This window comes from Stenotrophomonas maltophilia group sp. msm4 (assembly GCF_032025605.1).
Lineage (GTDB): Bacteria > Pseudomonadota > Gammaproteobacteria > Xanthomonadales > Xanthomonadaceae > Stenotrophomonas > Stenotrophomonas sepilia.
Genome location: NZ_JAVSKK010000004.1, coordinates 425,495 through 446,462, shown reverse-complemented (window position 1 = coordinate 446,462; position 20,968 = coordinate 425,495). Strand labels below are relative to the sequence as shown.

At 68.0% G+C, this 20,968-nt stretch carries 16 protein-coding genes; 9 read left to right on the top strand and 7 right to left on the bottom strand.

The window, feature by feature from the left end; all coding sequences use genetic code 11:
• Positions 1–34: 34 nt before the first annotated feature.
• Positions 35–778 carry a basic secretory protein-like protein gene (locus ROV93_RS20295; protein WP_072167601.1) on the bottom strand — a complete coding sequence of 248 codons (744 nt, stop codon included), beginning with the start codon at positions 776–778 and terminating at the stop codon, positions 35–37.
• Positions 775–4,119 (bottom strand): GH92 family glycosyl hydrolase, encoded by a 3,345-nt coding sequence (locus ROV93_RS20290; RefSeq protein WP_072167600.1) that lies wholly within the window; start codon positions 4,117–4,119, stop codon positions 775–777. The genes ROV93_RS20295 and ROV93_RS20290 overlap by 4 nt, the downstream gene beginning before the upstream one ends.
• 418 nt (positions 4,120–4,537) lie before the next feature.
• Here ROV93_RS20290 and ROV93_RS20285 point away from each other — a divergent pair, with 418 nt between their 5' ends.
• From ROV93_RS20285 to ROV93_RS20270, 4 genes are all read left to right on the top strand, one after another.
• Entirely contained in the window at positions 4,538–4,735 is a 198-nt protein-coding gene (locus ROV93_RS20285; protein ID WP_005410967.1) for a zinc-finger domain-containing protein, read from the top strand.
• Positions 4,736–4,750: 15 nt separating this feature from the next.
• Complete coding sequence (locus ROV93_RS20280; RefSeq protein ID WP_061479571.1) at positions 4,751–5,866, top strand: glycosyltransferase; 1,116 nt, start codon at positions 4,751–4,753, stop codon at positions 5,864–5,866.
• Entirely contained in the window at positions 5,847–7,178 is a 1,332-nt protein-coding gene (locus ROV93_RS20275; RefSeq protein ID WP_072167599.1) for an O-antigen ligase family protein, read from the top strand. The genes ROV93_RS20280 and ROV93_RS20275 overlap by 20 nt, the downstream gene beginning before the upstream one ends.
• A 150-nt stretch (positions 7,179–7,328) precedes the next feature.
• On the top strand, positions 7,329–7,778 hold the full coding sequence (locus ROV93_RS20270; RefSeq protein ID WP_072167598.1) for a transposase: 450 nt from the start codon (positions 7,329–7,331) through the stop codon (positions 7,776–7,778).
• 108 nt (positions 7,779–7,886) lie between these two features.
• On the opposite strand, the gene ROV93_RS20265 is transcribed toward ROV93_RS20270, so the two are convergent.
• Positions 7,887–8,804, bottom strand: coding sequence for an LpxL/LpxP family Kdo(2)-lipid IV(A) lauroyl/palmitoleoyl acyltransferase (locus tag ROV93_RS20265; protein WP_061479569.1), 918 nt, complete (start codon positions 8,802–8,804; stop codon positions 7,887–7,889).
• Between the two features lie 60 nt (positions 8,805–8,864).
• On the opposite strand from ROV93_RS20265, the gene waaA reads away from it, so the two are divergent.
• Both waaA and ROV93_RS20255 read left to right on the top strand, forming a co-directional pair.
• Positions 8,865–10,163 (top strand): lipid IV(A) 3-deoxy-D-manno-octulosonic acid transferase, encoded by a 1,299-nt coding sequence (gene waaA / locus ROV93_RS20260; RefSeq protein WP_065178339.1) that lies wholly within the window; start codon positions 8,865–8,867, stop codon positions 10,161–10,163.
• A gap of 223 nt (positions 10,164–10,386) precedes the next feature.
• Positions 10,387–11,637 carry an amino acid transporter gene (locus tag ROV93_RS20255; protein ID WP_088497409.1) on the top strand — a complete coding sequence of 417 codons (1,251 nt, stop codon included), beginning with the start codon at positions 10,387–10,389 and terminating at the stop codon, positions 11,635–11,637.
• 101 nt (positions 11,638–11,738) lie between these two features.
• Here the strand turns inward: ROV93_RS20255 and ROV93_RS20250 are convergent, their stop codons facing one another.
• The 3 genes from ROV93_RS20250 to ROV93_RS20240 form a co-directional block, all read right to left on the bottom strand.
• Complete coding sequence (locus ROV93_RS20250) at positions 11,739–13,097, bottom strand: TolC family outer membrane protein (RefSeq protein WP_005419128.1); 1,359 nt, start codon at positions 13,095–13,097, stop codon at positions 11,739–11,741.
• Positions 13,098–13,113: 16 nt separating this feature from the next.
• Entirely contained in the window at positions 13,114–13,761 is a 648-nt protein-coding gene (locus tag ROV93_RS20245; RefSeq protein ID WP_049416694.1) for a protein-L-isoaspartate O-methyltransferase, read from the bottom strand.
• Positions 13,762–13,896: 135 nt separating this feature from the next.
• Positions 13,897–14,577: a TetR/AcrR family transcriptional regulator gene (locus tag ROV93_RS20240; protein ID WP_312541117.1), complete on the bottom strand. Its 681-nt coding sequence runs from the start codon at positions 14,575–14,577 to the stop codon at positions 13,897–13,899.
• Positions 14,578–14,695: 118 nt separating this feature from the next.
• Here ROV93_RS20240 and ROV93_RS20235 point away from each other — a divergent pair, with 118 nt between their 5' ends.
• Positions 14,696–15,826, top strand: a complete 1,131-nt coding sequence (locus tag ROV93_RS20235) for an efflux RND transporter periplasmic adaptor subunit (protein ID WP_072167594.1) — start codon at positions 14,696–14,698, stop codon at positions 15,824–15,826.
• 4 nt (positions 15,827–15,830) lie between these two features.
• Positions 15,831–18,992: an efflux RND transporter permease subunit gene (locus tag ROV93_RS20230; protein WP_180890588.1), complete on the top strand. Its 3,162-nt coding sequence runs from the start codon at positions 15,831–15,833 to the stop codon at positions 18,990–18,992.
• 123 nt (positions 18,993–19,115) lie between these two features.
• Here ROV93_RS20230 and ROV93_RS20225 read toward each other — a convergent pair whose 3' ends face one another.
• Positions 19,116–20,021, bottom strand: a complete 906-nt coding sequence (locus ROV93_RS20225; protein ID WP_180890587.1) for a LysR family transcriptional regulator — start codon at positions 20,019–20,021, stop codon at positions 19,116–19,118.
• A gap of 117 nt (positions 20,022–20,138) precedes the next feature.
• Here ROV93_RS20225 and ROV93_RS20220 point away from each other — a divergent pair, with 117 nt between their 5' ends.
• On the top strand, positions 20,139–20,912 hold the full coding sequence (locus tag ROV93_RS20220) for an SDR family oxidoreductase (protein ID WP_072167591.1): 774 nt from the start codon (positions 20,139–20,141) through the stop codon (positions 20,910–20,912).
• Positions 20,913–20,968: the final 56 nt, after the last annotated feature.

The window sequence follows — 20,968 nt, the reverse complement described above, 5'->3', positions numbered from 1 at the left end:
CAGTCGCGCTGAGGCGCCGGCGACAGCGTGGGCGTCAGCGCCGCTTGCCGCGGCGTGCAGGGGCCGGCGGCGGAGCGTCGGAACGCGGCTTGGCGTACTGCGCCCACAGCGCCGGCAGTGCCTTGCCGGTGTGCTTCTGCCACAGCGCCGGTGCATAGCGGCCGTCGCGCAGGGCCTTGTCCAGTGCCAGCACCAGGCCTGGATGTTCGGCGTCGGCCCATTTCAGGAACGCACCGGTGACACGGTAGCCGCTGTCGAAGTTCTGCCCCTTCTCGACCTTGCCCGGCAGTGCCCAGCCCGCGGCGGCATTGTCCATGCCGTAGCGGTCGCGTGCGTAGTCGGCGATGCCCTCCACCAGCCAACCCGGCACCCGTGCGTCGCCATAGCCCGGATAGCCCTGCACGATGTGCATGGCCTCATGGGTGACCAGGTCGATGTCGTTGGGGTGCTGCGCCAGCCAACCCGGGTTGATGGTGATCGTTGCGGCCTGGTCCTTGTCACCGACGAAGGCGATCCCGGTGTAGGCCGGGTCGATCACGATGCGCACCATCGACGGCGCGGCCGGGTGGAAGTCCGCACGTTCGCGCAGGTAGGCGAAGTAGAACGTATCGATCACCCGCTTGCGCTGCGGCGCGGCCAGGGCGCCACGGGCGTCCTGGTAGTTCAGCGTCACGCCGTCGCGGATCAGCTGCGCATCAAAGGCCTGGGTCTGGCCGAAGCTGGAGAAGGAAAGGGCAACAAGGGCCAGAGGCAGCAGACGGTAGCGCATGGGGCTCATTGTACGGCGCTGGGCGCCAACAGTTCGATCTCCGCCAGCGGCAGCCGGCCCGGTGCGGCCAGGCGCAGCCGATACTCGCTGTAACGACCGGGTTTGGCGATGTGGAACGGTCGGGTCTGGCGGGCAGACTCGAAGGCTTCGCCGCTGCGCTGGTCGAGCACGATCCAGCGGCCGTTGCCGCTGCGCGCTTCCAGCGTCCATTCGCCGCCCTGGATGCGGCCGTCACCGCTGGTGAGCGTGTACATGGTCGGCACGCCGTCGCCCAGGCCGGTCAGTGCGATGGTTGCGCCGCCGCCCAGGCCGACGGTCGTGGCGGCATCGTCGTCGACCAGCGCTGGCAGGGCGCGACCATCGGCCAGCGTCGCCTTGGCGCCACTGCCGAGCAGGTCGTGCAGCAGCTGCGGGCGCTGGCCCCGCGCGGTCAGCGAGCGCGGCACATCGTCCACGCCGCTGCCCCAGCGCGACGGCTGCGGCCCCATCACGAAGTCCAGCGTCGCGCCCTTGGCGATCAGCTCGTGCGGCACCCAGGTCTTCGTCCACGGCTTGCCATTGATCTTCAGCGACTGCACGTAGACGTTCTCGCGTGAGTTGTTGGCCGCGTTCACGGTCAGCACCGCACCGCCCTGCAGTTCCACCCTCGCATGTTCGAACGCCGGTGAACCGATCACGTACTCCGGGGCGCCCATGCGCAGCGGATACAAGCCCAGCGAAGCCAGCACGTACCACGCGGAGGTCTCGCCGTTGTCCTCGTCGCCCGGATAGCCCTGGCCGATCTCGCTGCCCACATACAGCCGCGACAGGATCTCGCGCACGTGCTGCTGGGTCTTCCACGGCTGCCCGGCGTACAGGTACATCCATGGGATGTGGTGCGCCGGCTGGTTGCTGTGCGCGTACATGCCCATGCGCACATCGCGCGCTTCGGTCATCTCGTGGATGGTGCCGCCGTAGGATCCGGCAAACGCGGGGTCGGCGGTTTCCGGGGTGGAGAAGAAGGCATCCAGCTTCGCTGCCAGCTTGTCACGGCCACCATAGAGCGCGGCGAGTCCTTCGCCATCGTGGGCGGCGGTGAAGGCGAAGGTCCAGCCATTGGATTCGGTGTAGTCGTGGCCCCACACGCGCGGGTCGTAGGCCCTGGCGTCCACGCGCCACTGGCCATCGGCCTTGCGGCCCTGGAAGAAGCCGGCGGCCGGATCGAACATCGTCGCGTAGCTGGCGGCGCGATGGCGGAAGTAGTCGGCCTCGGTGCTGTAGCGCTCGCGTGCCGCCGCCGTGGTCGCGCGCTTGGCCAGGGCCTCGGCCATGTTGGCGATGCCGAAGTCATTCAGTGCGCCTTCCATCGTCCACGACATGCCTTCGTGCACGTCCGCGCTGGCGTAGCCACGGAAGGTCGAACGGTCCATGCCCTTGCGGCCGACATGGCGGTCGGGGGGTACCACGGTCGCGTTCTTCAGCGCGGCGGCGTAGGCCTCGGCCGGATCGAAGCCGCCGATGCCCTTCAGCCACGCATCGGCGAAGGCCACGTCCGAACTGGTGCCGACCATCAGGTCGGCGTAGCCCGGCGACGACCAGCGTGCGATCCAGCCACCGGCACGGTACTGCTCGATGAAGCCCTGCACCATCTGCCCGGCATCGTCGGGCGTGAACAGCGCATAGGCTGGCCAGGTAGTGCGGAAGGTGTCCCAGAAGCCGTTGTTGACGAATACCTTGCCATCGCGCACGCCGGTGAAGCTGCGGTTCGCGCTGCCCTCGGTGTTGTCGTCGCTGGCGCTGGCCTGGTTGGCGTAGCGCCAGTCAGGCGCGGCCGCGCTGCCGGCATTCTCGTGGCCGGAGTTGGGATACAGGTACAGCCGGTACAGGCTGGAATACAAGGTGGTCTTCTGGTCGTCAGTGGCATCGCCGATGTCGAAGCGGGCCAGGCGCGCGTCCCATGCATCCTGCGCACGGCCGGCCACGCTTTCCAGCGTGTCGGCGGCGGCGATTTCCAGCGCCAGGTTGTGACGCGCCTGTTCCACCGAGATCAGCGAGGTGGCGATACGCATCGTCACCTGCCGGTCGCTGCCGGCATCGAACTTGATGTAACCGGTCGGGCGGCCGGTGTCGAGGCGGCCGCTGCTGCGCCACGGCTTGTCGAAGCTGGCCACCACGTACATGCGGCTGGCGCCGTTGGACAGGCCACTGCGCGTATCGGTGTAGCCGCTGAGGGTCTGCGTGGCCGTGTCCAAGGTCAGGCCGCCACGCGCATCGACATTGTCGAACAGCAGGTTGGCGTCGCCGCCCTCGGGGAACTGGAAGCGGAACAGCGCGGCATGGTCGGTCGGTGCGATGGCAGCAGCGATGCCATTGTCGAAGCGCACGTCGTAGCGGTAGGGGCGCGCGCTTTCATGACCGCGGTCGAACGACAGCGCGCGCTTGCGGCGGTCGGCGTCCGGCACGCCACGGCTGGCCGAGGGCATCACCTGGAAGGTCTGGCGGTCGCCCATCCACGGGCTGGGCTGGTGGCTCAGTGCCAGTGCCTGCAGCTGCGGGCGGTTCTGCGCATCGTTCTGTTCGTTCCAGCGGTACAGCCAGTTCAGTGCGCCGGCGTCGGTCACCGGGGTCCAGAAGTTGAACCCGTGCGGCACCGCCGTGGCCGGGAAATTGTTGCCGCGCGAGAAGGTGCCGTTGGCCTGGGTGCCGCGGGTGGTCAGCACCCAGTCGGAGACGCGCTGCGGCCGCTGCCGCGGTTGGGCATCCAGGCGCACGTCATCAATCCAGCCAGAGACCGGCGCACCCTCGGCGCTGGCCACCTCCAGCTCGATCGCCACCACGCGGCGGCCCTTCAGCGTGGGCACGTCGCCCAGCCGCACCGCCTTGCGGGCCCACTGTTGCGGGTACAGCGTCTTCGATTCGCCCTGCGCGCGCGCGCCGATCGCCACGCCATGCTGGTCGCGTGCCGCACCGGCCGAAACGCGGCTGCCATCGTCCAGCAGCAGGTCCAGCGATACATAGGTCGAGGCGACGGTGTCCTTGCCGACGATTTCCGGCAGCACCAGCCACGACAGCGTGGTATCGGCCTCGATGGGCAGGTCGGCCTTGAACAGTTCGCGCCGCGCGCTGCCGCCTTCGCTGCTGTAGCGCAGCGCATGCAGGCCGCTGTAGCCGGCATTGCGCTTGGCGGCGTAGGGCGCGGCCGGTCCATTGCCGATCGTGACCTGAAGCGCACCGGTGGCCTGCGCCGGGACAGGTTCGCCCGGTTCGAACGAGGTCTGCAGCCCCTGCGCCCGCGCCGGCATCGCAGTGGTCGCACAGGCCAGGGCCAGGGCGAGCGGAAGCAGGGCGCGGCGCGGATCGGACAGGGTCATGCAAGGGTCTCCCGGAAGGGCTGGCGGCGGGCGAACCCGCATCGGCGGACACCACGGACAGCATCGCTCCGCCCGCCAGGCTGGCAGTGGAAGAGGCGATGCCGGTCCGGTGGGGGCGGGCCATGCGATCGGGTTGGATTGGGTGGGTCGAGGTGCGACCTGGCCCGATCCTGCAACAGCCGCCGCGCGCTGGCAAGTGCCATTTAGTTCGATCCAAATGCGGGAAATATCGCTGGAGCCGATTCTGGCGAGCGAACCTGCCGGAACGACCGCGAAATCCCCGGAATCACCGCCGCCCGGCGTGCGGCGGGGAGATGCGAGGCATCGGCGGCGGCGTGCAAAGGCCCGTTGCGGGGCAATGTCGTTGCGGCCCAGATGCTAGAATCACAGGCCTCGCAACCCGTTCACCGAATCCGCCATGAGCCATACCGCCACCGCGCCCGCCAACGCCGAGAAGCGCTACACCGTGCACCGCAGCGATCTGCCGTTGAGCTGCCCGACCCCGGAAATGGCGCTGTGGAACTCGCATCCGCGCGTGTACCTGCCGATCGAGGACGAGCCCAACGGCGAAGCGCAGTGCCCGTACTGCGGGTCCGTGTTCGTGCTGGCCGACTAAACGGCGGCCCCTTCGATGCGCCGATTGACCGTGGTGCAGTTGCTGCCGGCGCTGCACTCCGGTGGTGTCGAGCGCTCGACCCTGGAAATCGCTGCGGCCCTGGTTGCCGCCGGCCATCGCGCGCTGGTGGTGTCTGCCGGCGGCCGCCTGGTGCAGCCGCTGCTGGACAGCGGTGCCGAGCACCTCACCCTGGATATCGGCCGCAAGTCGCTGCTGACCCTGCGCCATCTGCCGACCCTGCGCCGGCTGTTTGCCGAAGTTGGTGCGGACATCGTGCATGCCCGTTCGCGGCTGCCGGCCTGGTTGGGCCTGTACGCGATCCGCGCCATGCCCGCCGCACAGCGCCCGCATTGGGTGACCACCGTGCACGGGTTGAACTCACCCAGCCGCTACAGCGCGGTGATGACCAGTGGCGAACGCGTGATCTGCGTGTCCAACACCGTGCGTGCCTACGTGCAACGCCATTACCCGACGGTGCCGGAAGAAAAACTGCGGGTCGTACCGAGAGGTGTCGACGTCAACCAGTTCCCGCGCGTGGCGCGCGCCGACCGCCGCCCGCGGCTGGCCCTGGCGGCCGACTACCCTTGGCTGGCGCAGGTTGAGGGCCCGCTGCTGCTGCTGCCGGGGCGCGGCACCCGGCTGAAGGGCCACGCCCACGCGCTGCAGCTGCTGGCCGACGTGCGTGCCGCCGGCGTGCCTGCCCAGCTGTGGATGCTGGGCACCGACGAACCCGGGCGCGAGGCCTACGTGGCTGGCCTGCGCCGCCAGGCCGCGGCGCTGGGCGTGGCCGAGGCCGTACAGATCAGCACGCCTACCGTCCGCATCGCCCAGGCCTACGCCGCCAGCGATCTGGTGCTGCAGCTGTCGGACAAGCCGGAAGCCTTTGGCCGCACCGTGCTCGAGGCGCTGTCGGTCGGCCGCCCGGTGCTGGGCTGGGACCACGGTGGCGTCGGCGAACTGCTGCAGCAGCTGCAGCCCAGCGGTGCGGTGCCGCTGGGCGACGCGCACGCGCTGGGTGAACGTGCGCTGGCCCTGCTGGCGCAGCCGCCGTCCCTGCCGACCCGCATCCCGTTTACCCTGCAGGCCATGCAGCGCGACACCCTCCGCCTCTATGCCGATCTCGCCGGCTGACCCCGCTGCCATCGTGCGCGACGACCGTGCCGGGCGCTGGGCGCCCTGGTGGGTGCTGGCGTACGTGGCGATGTGGCCGCTGCCGGGCATTGCCGAAACCGTGCTGGGCCTTGGCGCGGTCTATGCTGCCGCGCGCATGGTGATGCGCCGGCTGCAGCGCCGCCCGCACCTGTTGAGCACGGCGGCGTGGGCGCTGACCTCGATCCTGTTCCTCGGCTACTGGCTGCCGCAGGCGATTTCGGCCATCGATGCGATCGACCCTTCGGCCTCGTGGACCAAGGCGGCCGCCGGACTGCGCTACCTGCCCTTCATGTGGCTGGTGGCGATCGCGGTGGCCACGCCGGAACGGCGGCGCTTGACCTTCGGTGGCCTGGCGCTGATCACCGGCGTGTGGACGCTGGACGCGCTGGTGCAGGCGCTGGCTGGCACCAGCCCGTGGTTCTGGTCGCTGGAACACCTGAAGCTGGCCGTGAGTGGCCACGCGTTGTGCCCGGCCGACGAAGCCGCACTGGCCGACCGCCTCAGTGGCGCGCTTGGGCCCTGCAATCTGAAATTCGGCCAGGTGCTGGCCAGCCTGTCACCGTTCCTGCTGCTGCCGATGGCGCGGCGTTTCGGCAATGCAGGGTGGCTGCTGGCCGCTGCAACACTGGGGTGCGTGCTGCTGCTGGCAGGTTCGCGCGCCTCGTGGATCACCTTCGTGCTGGTGCTGGCCTACAGCGGCGTGCGCCAGTTCGGCTGGAAGCGGCTGCTGCTGCTGGCCCTGGTGGCAGCGCTGGGTACGGCCGCACTGACAGCGGGCGTGCCGCAGCTGCGCGAGCGTGTCGCGCGCACGGCGCAGGCATGGAACGAAGACGGGCAGGGCGTTGACGAGGCGCTTTCGGGGCGCGCGCGCATCTGGACCGCGGCGGTGTGCATGATCGAGGAGCATCCGGTCAACGGTGTCGGTGCGCGCGGCTTCCGCGATGCGTATCCGGCCTGCGTGTCAGATGAGGGCCCCGCCGTGTGGGGCAACCAACCGGCGTTGCACGCCCACCAGATCGTGCTGGAAATCCTTGCCGAGACCGGCGTTCTGGGCCTGCTGCTGTGGTTGGCGGCGGTGGCGCAGGCCTGGCGGGCCTGGCGCTATGCCCCGGCGGCTGCGCGTGATCGCGCCCGGCCGGCGATGCTGGCGCTGGCGGTCACGGTGTTCCCGCTCAATACGCACCTGGCGTTCTATTCCGCTTTCTGGGGTGGCCTGACGGTGCTGCTGGCAGCCCTGTTCGCCGGCAGCCTGCTGGCGCGGGACGCGGACGACACGCCGACGGTGCTCTGATCGTCCATCCACGCATGGCGCGGCTCTACTGCATGTACCGAACGGAGCGTGCTTTGGTAGATCCACGCCATGCGTGGATGGAGCATTCCCGACGCGAATACCGGTCAACCACCACTACCGGTGTTTCCATGCGTATCGCACGCTGGAGGCATGGCCAGCCCCAGACTTCGCTACGGTCGGTATTCCCGATCCGGCAACGTGTACTCATTGACCACAGCAACCCTCGGCCGCGAACCGTTGTTCGCCGATGCGGCAAACGTTGCGATCCTTATCGACACACTGCGCTTCGTAGAGCGCAAGGGCTTCAGCCATAGCCTCGCCTGGGTGGTCATGCCCGACCATCTGCACTGGCTGATGGAGCTGCGCGGAGGAACCCTGGCCGAGTGTATGGCCCTGCTCAAATCACGCAGCAGCCGTCTGTTGAACCGGCGATTGGAGCGACAAGGGCCGCTGTGGCAGCGCGGTTACCACGATCACGCCGTACGCAGCGATGAATCCCTTCATGAGAAGGCGATGTACATCATGGCCAATCCGGTCCGTGCGGGCCTGGCCAGCACGTTGGGTGAGTACCCGCACGCATGGTGCCGTTGGCCGTTGTAGGTGCCGCCATCCGGATGTAGAGCATCCACGCATGGCGTGGATCTACTTCAGAATGCTCCGCGTCATCAAATCCACGCCATGCGTGGATGAAACCCTCCCGCCGCACCGCTATTTGTAGAAATCACTCCGGCCGCCGGGCTGGCGCTTGAAGCGGCGGTGGATCCACAGGTACTGGTCGGGAGCCTCTCGCACCATCGCTTCGATGGCCTGGTTGACCCGGGTGGTATCGGCTTCCACATCCTCGCTGGGGAAGTTCTCCAGCGGCGCGCCGATCTTCAGGAAGTACTTTCCGCCTTCGCGCCGGTGGAAGTACGGAATCACCGCACAGCCGGTCATGCGCGCCAGCTGATGGGTGGCGGTGATGGTCGAAGCGGTGTGGCCGAAGAACGGCACGAATACCGTGTCCTTGCCTCGCATGTCCTGGTCTGGCGCGTACCAGAGGAAACCGCCCTTCTTCAGGTGGCGCACGGTCGCGCGGATGTCCTCGTTGGCGAACATCGCCTTGGCATAGCGCAGGCGGCCGAACTTGACCGCCCACTCGTACACCGGGTTCTTGTGCTTGCGGTACATGCCGGAAAGATCGACGTAGTCGCACAGCAGGCGGCCGCACATCTCCAGGGTCATGAAGTGGCCGGAGACCAGCAGGACGCCGCGGCCTTCGGCCTGCATCTGCCGCAGGTGTTCCAGGCCTTCGACCCGTACCTGCGGGCGGATGCTGTCGATGCTGCCCCACCAGGCGCGGATGCACTCGAACACGCCGACGCCCAGCGCATCGAAACTGTCGCGCACCAGGCGCTGCCGCCACGCTTCGTCCTTCTCGGGGAAGCACAGCTGCAGGTTGACCTCGGCGGCGCGGCGGCGGCTGCCGAGCAGGCGCCAGGTGATCCAGCCGACGCCCCGGCCCAGCGCGCGCTGCAGCATCCACGGCAGGCGGGCGATGGCGAAGGCGCCGAACATGGCGGCGAACATCGGCCAGTTGCGCGGATCGCGCAGCGACGGGCGGACGGCGGTGGAGGCATCTGACATGGGGCCATTCTACCAAGGCGGCCGCGTGTCTTTCCCGGGGGGCTCCCGTATCCTTGCCGCATGCGTAAAGACCCTGTCGAATGGATCCTGCGCGGCCTGTACTCGGTCGTGCTCTATATCCTGCTGCCGATCACCGTGTACCACCTGGTCTGGCGCGGTTTCCGGGTCCGTGAGTACTTCCGGCGCTGGGACGAACGCTACGCCTCCTATCCGCAGCCGACCGGCCAGCCACGGGTGTGGCTGCACGCGGTCTCGGTGGGCGAGGTCAATGCCGCCGCGCCGCTGGTCAACGCCCTGCGCCAGCAGCGCCCGGACATCCGCTGGGTCATCACCACCATCACTCCGACCGGCTCCGAGCGCGTGCGTGCGCTCTGGGGCGACGCGCTGGACCATGTCTACCTGCCGTACGACGTGCCGGGCAGCGTCAACCGCTTCCTCGGCCATTTCCAGCCCAGCCTGGCGCTGATCCTGGAAACCGAGTTGTGGCCGAACATGCTGTTCGGCTGCCGTGACCGTGGCGTTCCGGTCTACATCCTCAATGCCCGGTTGTCGGCGCGTTCGCTGCGCGGCTACCGGCTGCTGGCCGCATTGATCCGCCGCGCCCTGCGCACCGTCACCTGCGTGGCCGCGCAGTCGCAGGACGATGCCGAGCGCTTCGTGCAGCTGGGGGCGGAGCCCGGCCAGGTGCAGGCACTGGGCAACCTGAAGTTCGACATCACCACGCCGGACGTGCAGGGCTTCGTCGAACAGTTCCATGCACGGGTGCCGGGCGCGCGCCCGGTATGGATCGCCGCCAGTACCCATGATGGCGAAGAACAGGCGGTGATCGACCTGCACCGGCGCCTGCGCCAGCAGCATCCGGATCTGCTGCTGCTGTGGGCACCGCGCCATCCCGAACGTTTCCCCAAGGTGGAAGCACTGGCGCGCGAACAGGGCTGGAGCGTGGCGACCCGCCGCGTGGACCAGTGGCCGCACGCCGCCACTGACGTGTTCGTCATCGATACCCTCGGCGAGCTGATGCCGTTCTACGCCTGCGCCCAGGTCGCCTTCGTCGGCGGCAGCCTGCAGGCCATCGGTGGCCACAACCTGCTGGAGCCCGCTGCGATGGGAACCGCGGCGGTGACCGGCCCGCACCTGCACAACTTCGCGGAAATCTCCCGGCGCATGCGCGAGGCCGGTGCGCTGCTGATCGGCGAAGATGCGCAGGCGGTGGGCGACCTGCTGCAGCATCTGCTTGAAGATGCGCAGGCCCGCGAAGACATGGCGCGTGCGGGCTGCACGTTGGTCAGCAATGGCCGTGGCGCGCTGCAGCGCACGCTTGCGCTGGTCGCACCGCACCTGCCACCGCCACGCGAGTGATCCCGGCGTTGCGGCGTCGGCGGCGCTGCGCTGCGTTGTCGTGATCAACTTCATCAATTCTGCTTAGCGACGATTTTTCTGTCGTTGCTGGACCGACCCTGCCGATGGCAGCGTGCCTGCCATCACATCGTGGCGCACGCAGCACCGATTCCGATTCCGCAGGACGACGCAGGCTGCCAGCCTGCTGTCGACCGCGCTTGGGCGGATATCAAGGGAACTTGCGATGGACGGCGACAGGGGCAGGGACGGCACCGGTGGGGCGCGCTTGGGGATGGACCACCTGGCTGTGGTGGCACTGACGCTGCTGGTGGGCGGCAGCGTGATCGCGCTGGTGGGCCAGCACACGGCGGCACAGGCGGGCCCCGCCATCGTACTGAGCCTGTTGCTGGCCGCACTGGGGGCTGGCCTGGTGCTGTGCTGCCTGCAGGATCTGGTGCTGCGACTGCCGGCGGCCGATGGCCTGTACGGGCTGCTGGCCGCCAGCTGGGGGCCACGGGTGGCCGTCGTTCTGGGCACGATCCTGTTGCTTGAGCTGACGGCGACCACGGCGGGCGCGGCACAGTCCATGGCCCGCCATGTACATGCGGTGCTGGCTACCGGAGGCCTCCATGCCAACGACTGGCTGCCCGTGCAGATAGCGGCGGCCGTGGGCCTGCTGACGTTGAGCGCGCTCGCGTTGCTGCCGCCGCGGGGTGTGGCCCTGGCGGCCTGTGCGCTGCTGACGGTGAAGATCGGTGTGGGGGTGTTGCTGCTGGCGCTGGCGGCACGTCACGTGCACTACGGGCATTGGATTCCCTGGCTGCCTCCGGCGACCGCGCCGTATCGCTTCGGGCTGGGGGGCGTGCTGGCGGCTGCGGTGCCGCTGCTGGGCATATTTGCCAGCGTGGGCCTGGCACTGGGCTTTCCTGCGCTGCGCCGCCAGGGCGCGATGTGGCAGCCGGCGGTGCTGGCGCTGGTCTCGTTGCTGGCGATGCTGCTGCTGATCGTGCTGGCAGCATTGCAGGCCGGGCTGGTCGAGTTTTCCGCGCTCGCCAGTACCCGGCCACTGGCGGTGGCGCTGCAGGTGCACCCCGAGCTGCAGTGGATGCTGCCATTGTTGCCCCTGGCCGGGGCAGCGGGCCTGGCCGCCCTGCAGTTGGTGCTGCTGATGCTGGCCGTCCGGTTGGCCACATCGTTGTGGCTCCGCGCAGCTGACGCGGCGGGACGATCCCGCACGCGCCTGAGCGCAATGGTGGTTGCGCTGCCGGCGGTGATGCTGGTGTTGTGGCTGCCGCAGGGCACCTTGCCGGCGCTGCCGGGTCCGGCAACGCTGGCGGTGATGGCGGCGCTGTGCCTGGCGGTGCTGCGGCGGCGTCGGGATGACACCCGGCAAGGCGCAGCCGGCTGCGGGCTGATGATGTCGATGCTGGCCCCTTTGGCAGCCGCGCTGTGCGTGCTTGCGGCGTTGGAACGCCTGCGCGCATGGCCGGGCTGACGGTTCGTGGGGCCACGCCGGGGGGGGGGGCGCGTGTGTGGATGCAGCACCTGCAAAAAAGCCACCCTCGCGGGTGGCTTATTCGTTGCAGGGGCGGCGACTCAGTGCGTGGTCGTGGCCGGGTTGCCCGCGTCCTGGGTCAGCAGCCGATTGACGTCCTGCAGTTCGGCCACGTCCAGCGCACCCAGCGACTGGCTCAGCAGCAGGCGGTTCTGCAGGAAGGTGTAGCGGGCCTGGGCATAGTCCAGCTGCGCCGAGAACAGGATGCGCTGGTTCTGGATCACATCCAGCACGGTACGGGTACCGACTTCCAGGCCGACCTGCGAAGCGTCGTACGCGCTCTGCGCCGAGACCACCGCCAGGCGGCGGGCTTCCACTTCGCTGATGCCCTGCACCAGGGTCTGGTAGGCATTGCGGGTATTGCGATCCAGGGCACGCTTCTGCTGCTCGTAGCCGTCCTGGGCGATGTCACGCTGCGCCAGCGCCTGGCGCACGCCGGACTGGGTGGCACCACCGGAGAAGATCGGCACGCTCAGGGTCAGGCCGATGCTGTTGGTGCGCGCATCCGGCGACAGCGAGCCGGCACCGGTGCTGTCGCCCCAGGTGGCGCTCTTGCCCCAGCTGCCGCCCAGCGACAGGGTCGGGTAATGACCACCACGGGCAGCCTGCACGCCGGCTTCGGCGGCACTAACCTTCAGCTCCTGCGCCTTCAGCGCCGGATTCTGGGTGGTGGCCTGCTGCACCAGCTCGTCGATGTTGCCGCGGTTGGCCGGCACTTCCGGGCGGAAGTCCGCCGGCAGGCCACGCAGGTTGGTCACCGGCTGGCCGGTCAGTTCGGTCAGGGCCTGGTAGTTATCGGCCAGGGTGTTCTGCGCGATGATGGTGTTGGCGCGCGCCTGGTCGTACTGGGCGCGTGCTTCGTGCACGTCGGTGATCGGCGCCAGGCCCACTTCCAGGCGCTTGTCGGCGAAGTCGAACTGCTTCTTCGCGGCCGCTTCATTGGTCTGTGCGGCGTTCAGCGATTCGATCGCCACCAGCACATTGAAGTAGGCCGCCGAGGTGCGCACGATCAGGTTGTCGTTGGCCGATTCGAGGGTGAAGTCCGCCGCCTTGCTCAGCTCACGCTGCGAGCGCAGGTTGTTGATCTGGGTCCAGTTGAACAGCGTCTGGCTGCCGTCGATCGTGTAGGTGCGGCGCTTGTTGGTGAACGAGCCGGAGTTGGCGTCGGCGTTCGGCTCGCTGCGCGTGCGGTTCAGCGCGGCCTGGCCGTTGATCTGCGGCAGCAGGGCGGCACGCGCCTGCACGGCGCCTTCCTTGTCGTACAGCCGGGTCGATTCGGCGGCCGACAGCTGCGGATCGCCGTTGCGGGCCATTTCGTAGACCTGCAGCAGGTCGGCGGCATGGGCGGACAACGGCAGCAGGGCAGTGGCCAGCGCAACAGCGAGGGATCGGCGGATCATTGCGGCTTCCTTGGACTCAGAGGTGGAACTGGGGGGCCGGGGCGGCACCACGCAGGTAATCGATATCGGTCTCGAACAGGGACTCGGAGCTGCCGTCGGCCTTGACCAGCAGGGCCTCCATCGCCGGCGAGCGGCCGTGGATCACGAACAGGCGGCCACCCGGACGCAGCCACGAGGCGAACTGTGACGGCACCACGTCGACCGCACCAGTGACACAGATCACGTCAAAGCGGCGTTCGGTCTGCCAGGACAGGGCATCGGCCACTTCCACGCGGACGTTGCTGCCCAGGCCGGAGGCGTCCAGGCGGGCACGCGCAGCGGCGGCCAGCTCCGGGTCGATTTCCAGGCTCAGCACATCGCGCGCCAGCGCGCCGATGCAGGCCGACAGGAAGCCGCTGCCCGTGCCGATTTCCAGTACTTCGTCACCCGGCTGCAGGTCCAGTGCCTGCAGGGTACGGCCCTCGATGACCGGCTTCATCATCTTCTGGCCGTGGCCGATCGGCAGTTCGACATCGGCGTAGGCCAGTGCCCGGTGCGCGTCGGCGACAAAGGCCTCGCGCGGCAGGCGGGCCAGGACGTCGAGCACCTTGATGTCCAGCACGTCCCAGGGACGGATCTGCTGTTCCACCATCAGTTCGCGGGCGTGGGCGTAATCAATCGTCATGAGGTTCAAATCCAGCGCAGTGGGCCGGCCATTTTACCGGTGCCGGAGGCCGGCGGCGCGCCCAGAGCATCAGCTGCCGGGGGCCGGGGTCGCAGTGCCGGAAGTCATCGCGACCTCCGGTTCGTTCAGTTTTGGTTATTCAGCCGTTCCGGCCCCTCGCGGCGCGTAGGCGCGCAGGAAGAAGTCGATGCTGGCGGTCACGTGGGCAACAGGGTCGCATTCCACGGGCGACAGTGGCATGCCGCACATCATATGCATGTGCACTTCGCCCTTGACCAGGGTCAGGAACTGCTCGCCGGCCAGAGCACAGTCGGTGATCTCCAGTTCGCCGCGTTCGGCGCGGGCGCGCAGGAAATCGGCCAGCGCCTCGCAGGTACGCTCGGGGCCGGCTTTCCAGAACAGCGCGCGCAGGCGTTCGTCGGTCTCCGGCGCCATCATCATGCGCTGGATCGAGATCGCCGCGTCGGAGGTGATCAGCTCGAAGAAGGCCAGGCCGATACCGATCAGCTGGTCGCGCAGCGGGCCGTCCGCGTCGGCTACGAACAACGCGTCGGGCAGCATTTCAACGCACTTTGACTGCACCGCCTCGGAGAACAGCGTCTCCTTGTCGCCAAAGTGGCTGTACACAGTCAGCTTCGAGACGCCCGCCTGAGCGACGATGGTGTCCATGCTCACGCCGGTATACCCCTGTTCGATGAACAGTGCCTTGGCTGCTTCAAGGATCGCCGCGCGCTTGCCGAGGTCCTTGGGGCGCCCGGGTCCGGCGGCCTTGGCAGCGGGCTTGGCCGACGGCTTGCGGGAAGTGGGAGAACTCATCGCAACAATACTAGACCAAGCGGTTCGATATTTATACTATACCGGCCGGTTTATTAAATTGGGCCGGCAGTCGCGGCTCCCTCCTTAGTTGCAACCCTGCGTTTCAGGACGTTGACCGATGAAGATCGTGCGCTGGATGGGCGGTATGGTGTGGATGGCTGCGCTGGCAGCCTGTTCGGGGCAGGAACAGGCGCCACCGGCGGCCGTACCGGTGCTGGTGGTTCACCCCGGCGAGCAGGCCGGGCAGGCGCCGGCGGCGTTCCCGGGCACGGTGCGTGCCCGGCAGGAAAGCCCGCTGTCGTTCCGCGTTGGCGGCAACCTGGTCAAGCGCCACGTCGATGCCGGGCAACGGGTGAAGAAGGGCGATGTGCTGGCCGAGCTGGACGTGGCCGACTTCGCGCTGCAGGCCCGTGCCTCGCAGGCGCAGCTGGCGGCAGCCGAAGCCGATCTGGTGCGTGCCCGCGATGACCTCAAGCGTTACCAGGTGCTGGCCGACCAGCAGCTGGTCAGCCGCTCGCAGCTGGACCAGCAGTCCGCCGCGTTCAAGGCCGCGCAGGGCCAGGCCAACGCCGCCCGCGCCAACCTCGATGTGTTGCGCAACCAGGCCGGCTACGCACAGCTGCGCGCGCCAGCCGACGGTGTGATCGCCAGCCGCGAGGCCGAAGCCGGGCAGGTGGTGTCGGCCGGCCAGACCATCTTCAACCTGGCCGCCGACGGTGGCCGTGAAGTGCTGATCGACCTGCCCGAGGCCACCATCCGCGACTATGCGGTGGGCCAGCCGGTCGAGGTGGAGCTGTGGAACCGCCCTGGCCAGCGCCTGTCGGGCACGATCCGCGAGATCGCCGCCGCCGCCGATCCGCAGGCACGCACCTATGCGACCCGGGTCAGCCTGCCGGCCGATGCGCTGGCCGACGTCGAACTGGGCCAGAGCGCCCGCGTCTACAGCAGCGCCGGCCGCCACGGCACCCTGCAGCTGCCGCTGGGCGCGCTGCAGCGCGGTGCCAACGGTGCCGCCAGCGTATGGGTGGTCGATCCGGCCAACAGCACGCTGAGGGCCGCAACAGTTACCACCGGTGCGTTTGGCAGCGAGACGGTACCGGTGCTGTCCGGCGTGAACGCGGGTGACTGGGTAGTTGCTGCGGGTGGCCATCTGCTGCGGGCCGGCCAGCCGGTGATCGCCGTGGACCGGCAGAACCGTCCCGTGCTGAAGCCGGCTACGCCGGCCGCTGCCGCCAAGGCCAGGGAGTAAGCCGGTGCGCCGCTTCAATCTTTCCGAGTGGGCGTTGTCCAACCGCCCGCTGGTGCTGTTTGCGATGCTGGCCTTCGCGCTGATCGGCGCATGGTCGTACAAGCATCTGGGCCAGTCCGAGGACCCGCCGTTCACCTTCAAGGCGATGGTGGTGCGCACATTGTGGCCCGGGGCCACTGCCGAGCAGGTGTCGCGGCAGGTGACCGAGCCGCTCGAGAAGGCGCTGATGAATACCGGCGAGTACGAGTTCATCCGCTCGTACTCGCGTCCGGGCGAATCGCAGATCATCTTCATGGCGCGCGACAGCCTGCGCTCCAGGCAGATCCCGGACCTGTGGTACCAGGTGCGCAAGCGCGTGGGCGACATCCGCCCGACGCTGCCACGCGAGATCGTCGGTCCGTTCTTCAACGATGAGTTCGGCGACACCTACGGCAACATCTATGCGTTGACCGGCAAGGGCTTCGACTATGCGGTGATGCGCGACTACGCCGACCGCATCCAGCTGGAACTGCAGCGGGTGCCCGACGTCGGCAAGATCGACCTGGTCGGCCTGCAGGACGAGAAGGTGTGGATCGAACTGTCCAACACCCGGCTGGCCACGCTGGGCGTGTCGATGCAGCAGGTGCAGCAGGCGCTGGCCGACCAGAATGCAGTGACCGGCACCAGCTTCTTCGAGACCGCCACCGATCGGGTGCAGCTGCGGGTGACCGGCCAGTTCAACGACATCGAAGCGATCCGTCAGTTCCCGATCCGCGCCGGTGACCGCACCGTGCACCTGGGCGACATCGCCGAGGTCAAGCGCGGCTTCGCCGATCCGGCGTCGCCGAAGATGCGCTTCATGGGCGAAGAGGCGATCGGCCTGGCGGTGGCGATGAAGGATGGCGGTGACATCCTCAAGCTCGGCGCCAACCTCGATGCCGAGTTTGAACGCCTGCAGAAGACCCTGCCGGCCGGCATGCAGCTGCGCAAGGTGTCCGACCAGCCGCAATCGGTGGAAGAGTCGGTCGGCGAGTTCGTGCAGGTGCTGACCGAGGCGGTGGTGATCGTGCTGCTGGTCAGCTTCTTCTCGCTGGGCCTGCGCACCGGCCTGGTGGTGGGCGTGACCATCCCGCTGGTGCTGGCGATGACCTTCTTCGTCATGCACTACTTCGACATCGGCCTGCACAAGATCTCGCTGGGTGCATTGGTGCTGGCGCTGGGCCTGCTGGTGGATGATGCGATCATCGCGGTGGAGATGATGGCCACCAAGATGGAGCAGGGCTACGACCGCCTGCGCGCCGCCAGTTTCGCCTGGGAGTCGACCGCTTTCCCGATGCTGACCGGCACCCTGATCACCGCGGCCGGCTTCCTGCCCATTGCCACTGCGGCATCGAGTACCGGTGAATACACCCGCTCGCTGTTCCAGGTGGTGACCATCGCGCTGGTGGTGTCGTGGATCGCAGCGGTGCTGTTCATCCCTTACCTGGGCGACAAGATGCTGCCGGACCTGTTCAATCCGCAGCCGCCGAAGCCGGGCAGCCTGTCCGCGCGCTGGCACGCCAAGCGCCAGCAGTGGGCCGACCGCTATCCGGCGCTGGCCAACCTGATCGCGCCGCCGCAGCACGGGCACGACCACGATCCGTACCAGCGCCCGTTCTATCGTAGTTTCCGTCGCTTCCTCGATACCTGCCTGCGGCATCGCTGGTGGGTGATCGCGGCGACCATCGGCCTGTTCGTGTTCTCGCTGATGATGTTCCGCTTCGTGCCGCAGCAGTTCTTCCCGGACTCGACCCGGCCGGAACTGATGGTGGACATCGAGCTGGCCGAGGGCGCCTCGCTGCGCTCGACCCAGGCCCAGGCCGAGAAGCTGGAGAAGCTGCTGTCCAGCCGCGAGGGCATTGCCAACTACGTGTCCTATGTGGGCACCGGTTCGCCGCGCTTCTACCTGCCGCTGGACCAGCAGCTGCCGGCGACCAACTTCGCCCAGTTCGTGGTGCTGGCCAGGGACATCAGGTCACGCGAAAGCACCCGCGACTGGCTGCTGCACGAGGTGATCCCGAAGTTCCCGGACGTGCAGATGCGCGTGACCCGCCTGGAGAACGGCCCGCCGGTCGGCTATCCGGTGCAGATGCGCATCTCCGGCGAGCACATCGAGAAGGTGCAGGCGATCGCGCGCCAGGTCGAGGCCAAGGTGCGGGAGAACCCGCACGTGATGAACGTCAACCTGGACTGGAGCGAGCCGAGCAAGGTGGTGCGCCTGGTGGTCGACCAGGAGCGCGCCCGCGCGCTGGGCGTGAGCAGCGCCCAGGTCAGCCAGTTCCTGTCCAGTTCGTTGGCCGGGCAATCGGTCAGCGTGTATCGCGAGGGCAATCGCCAGATCGAGATGCTGCTGCGCGGGCCGGCCGATGAGCGCAACCAGCTGGAGCTGCTGTCCAGCCTGTCGATGCCCACCGCCAACGGTGGCAGCATCACGCTGTCGCAGGTGGCGACGATGGAGTACGGCTTCGAGGACGGCATCATCTGGCACCGTAACCGGTTGCCGACGGTGACTGTGCGCGCCGACATCAGTGATGGCATGCAGGCGCTGGACGTGGTGCATCAGATCCTGCCCACACTGGACGGCATCCGTGCCGAGCTGCCCAGTGGTTACCTGCTGGAAACCGGCGGTACCGTGGAGGATTCGGCGCGTGGCCAGAACTCGATCAAGGCCGGCATGCCGCTGTTCCTGGTGGTGGTGGCCACGCTGCTGATGCTGCAGCTGCGCAGCTTCTCGCGCGCAGCGATGGTGCTGGTGACCGCGCCGCTGGGCATCATCGGCGCGACCCTGTTCCTGCTGCTGTTCCGGGCGCCGTTCGGCTTCGTCGCGCTGCTGGGCACGATCGCACTGGCCGGCATGATCATGCGCAACTCGGTGATCCTCATCGACCAGATCCAGCAGGACATCGATGCCGGGCATGACCGTTGGCATTCGATCATCGACGCCACGGTGCGCCGCTTCCGCCCGATCGTGCTGACCGCACTGGCAGCCGTGTTGGCGATGATTCCGCTGTCGCGCAGCGCGTTCTACGGATCGATGGCGATCTCGATCATGGGCGGCCTGATCGTCGGTACGGTGCTGACCCTGGTGTTCCTGCCGGCCTTGTACGCGGCGTGGTTCCGGGTGAAGCCCGATGAATCCGGGGCGTGATGCCCCGGGTTCTGCGGCCGCGGCCCCTGGTAGGTGCCAACCCTGGCTGGCACATCTTCCAGTAGAGCCACCCCATGGGTGGCTGCGGATTTCCAGGCTCCGTCATCCACGCATGGCGTGGATCTACCGCAGCTGCAGACCGATCCGTAGCACCGGCAGCAACCATTCGATGAACACCTGCACGCGCAGCGCACGGTGCTGCCGATGCGGCTGCAGCAGGGTGACCGGCAATGGCTGTGCGACGTGCTGTGGCATCACTTCCACCAGCGCGCCGGATTGCAGCTCGGCCTGTACGTCGTAGCGCGGAATCTGCAAAAGACCCAACCCCGCCACACAGCACGCAATCGATGCCTCGGCGCTGTTCACACGCACCCAGCCAGGCATCGGCAGCGTGCGCAGTTGGCCGCCGTCCTGCCACTCCCACGGTTCCACCCGTGCCGTGGTCGGCGACGCGTAGTTCACCGCGCGGTGCTGCGGCAGGTCGGCAGGATGCTGCGGCACGCCGTGTTCGCGCAGGTAGGCCGGCGCCGCAACGTTGACAAAATCCAGTTGGCCCAGCGTGCGCGCCACCAGGCTGGAATCGCCCAGTTGGCCGACCCGCAGCACCGCATCGCAACCGTCTTCGATCAGGTTCACCGCGCGGTCGGTCATGCCCAGGTCGACTTCCACCTGCGGATACTGCGCGAAGAACCCGGGCAGCGCCGGTGCGATGATGCGGCGGCCGATGCGGCTGGGTACGTCGATCTTCAGCAGGCCCGACGGCTGGGCGTCGACCTGGAGGAACAGCGATTCGGCGTCTTCGACCTCGGCGATCAGGCGCAGGCAGCGCGCATGGAACACGTCGCCGTCGTGGGTGGTGGACACCCGGCGGGTCGAGCGCTGCAGCAGGCGGGTGCCGAGCCGCTGCTCCAGCTCCGCAATGGCTGCCGAGACCGTGGAACGGGGCAGGCCCAACTGGTCGGCGGCGCGCGTGAAGCTGGCGCACTCCACGACCCGGGTGAAGATGCGGAAGCGATCGATCCGGTCCATTGTTCGCTGGCTCTGGAAAGTTAAGTCAAAGTGGCGGGCTTTATCCGCATTTTCTGCACGATATCGTCGTCAGGGCAGGGTTGCCACCCCGGGCAGCCCCCTCCCGAGACCGAAGCCATGACCGAGCATTCCCTCAAGGGCAAGACCGTGCTGATCGCCGGTGGCGCCAAGAACCTGGGTGGCCTGATCGCCCGCGACTTCGCCGCACAGGGCGCCAAAGCCATCGTCATCCACTACAACAGTGCCGCTACCCAGCCCGACGCAGAAGCGACGGTAGCCGCGGTGCAGGCCGCCGGCAGCAAGGCGGTGGCCCTGCAGGGCGACCTGACCTCGGCGGCAGCGATGGAGCGCTTGTTCGCCGATGCCGTGGCCGCAGTCGGCCGTCCCGACATCGCCATCAATACGGTCGGCAAGGTATTGAAGAAACCGCTGCTGGACATCAGCGAAGTGGAGTACGACGAGATGAGCGCGGTCAATGCCAAGGCCGCGTTCTTCTTCCTGAAGGAGGCAGGTCGCCACGTCAATGACGGTGGCCGCATCTGCACCCTGGTCACCTCGCTGCTGGGTGCGTTCACGCCGTTCTATTCCAGCTACGCCGGCACCAAGGCGCCGGTCGAGCACTTCACCCGCGCGGCGTCGAAGGAGTTCGGCGAGCGCGGCATTTCGGTGACCGCGATCGGTCCCGGTCCGATGGACACGCCGTTCTTCTATCCGGCCGAGAGCGCCGATGCGCAGGCGTATCACAAGACTGCGGCGGCGTTGTCGGCGTTCACCCGCACCGGGCTGACCGACATCGCCGATATCGTGCCGTGGATCCGCTTCCTGGTGACGGATGGCTGGTGGATGACCGGGCAGACGATCCTGGTCAATGGTGGGTACACCACCAAGTAACGCAGCCACGCATGGCGTAGGTCTACCAGTAGAGCCACCCCATGGGGGGGCTGCGC

Excerpts from the sequence above, each read along its gene's own strand:
- ROV93_RS20295 (WP_072167601.1), bottom strand. The coding sequence starts at position 778 with ATGAGCCCCATGCGCTACCGTCTGCTGCCTCTGGCCCTTGTTGCCCTT.
- ROV93_RS20290 (WP_072167600.1), bottom strand. The coding sequence starts at position 4,119 with ATGACCCTGTCCGATCCGCGCCGCGCCCTGCTTCCGCTCGCCCTGGCC.
- ROV93_RS20285 (WP_005410967.1), top strand. The coding sequence starts at position 4,538 with ATGAGCCATACCGCCACCGCGCCCGCCAACGCCGAGAAGCGCTACACC.
- ROV93_RS20280 (WP_061479571.1), top strand. The coding sequence starts at position 4,751 with ATGCGCCGATTGACCGTGGTGCAGTTGCTGCCGGCGCTGCACTCCGGT.
- ROV93_RS20275 (WP_072167599.1), top strand. The coding sequence starts at position 5,847 with ATGCCGATCTCGCCGGCTGACCCCGCTGCCATCGTGCGCGACGACCGT.
- ROV93_RS20270 (WP_072167598.1), top strand. The coding sequence starts at position 7,329 with ATGGCCAGCCCCAGACTTCGCTACGGTCGGTATTCCCGATCCGGCAAC.
- ROV93_RS20265 (WP_061479569.1), bottom strand. The coding sequence starts at position 8,804 with ATGTCAGATGCCTCCACCGCCGTCCGCCCGTCGCTGCGCGATCCGCGC.
- waaA (WP_065178339.1), top strand. The coding sequence starts at position 8,865 with ATGCGTAAAGACCCTGTCGAATGGATCCTGCGCGGCCTGTACTCGGTC.
- ROV93_RS20255 (WP_088497409.1), top strand. The coding sequence starts at position 10,387 with ATGGACGGCGACAGGGGCAGGGACGGCACCGGTGGGGCGCGCTTGGGG.
- ROV93_RS20250 (WP_005419128.1), bottom strand. The coding sequence starts at position 13,097 with ATGATCCGCCGATCCCTCGCTGTTGCGCTGGCCACTGCCCTGCTGCCG.
- ROV93_RS20245 (WP_049416694.1), bottom strand. The coding sequence starts at position 13,761 with ATGACGATTGATTACGCCCACGCCCGCGAACTGATGGTGGAACAGCAG.
- ROV93_RS20240 (WP_312541117.1), bottom strand. The coding sequence starts at position 14,577 with ATGAGTTCTCCCACTTCCCGCAAGCCGTCGGCCAAGCCCGCTGCCAAG.
- ROV93_RS20235 (WP_072167594.1), top strand. The coding sequence starts at position 14,696 with ATGAAGATCGTGCGCTGGATGGGCGGTATGGTGTGGATGGCTGCGCTG.
- ROV93_RS20225 (WP_180890587.1), bottom strand. The coding sequence starts at position 20,021 with ATGGACCGGATCGATCGCTTCCGCATCTTCACCCGGGTCGTGGAGTGC.
- ROV93_RS20220 (WP_072167591.1), top strand. The coding sequence starts at position 20,139 with ATGACCGAGCATTCCCTCAAGGGCAAGACCGTGCTGATCGCCGGTGGC.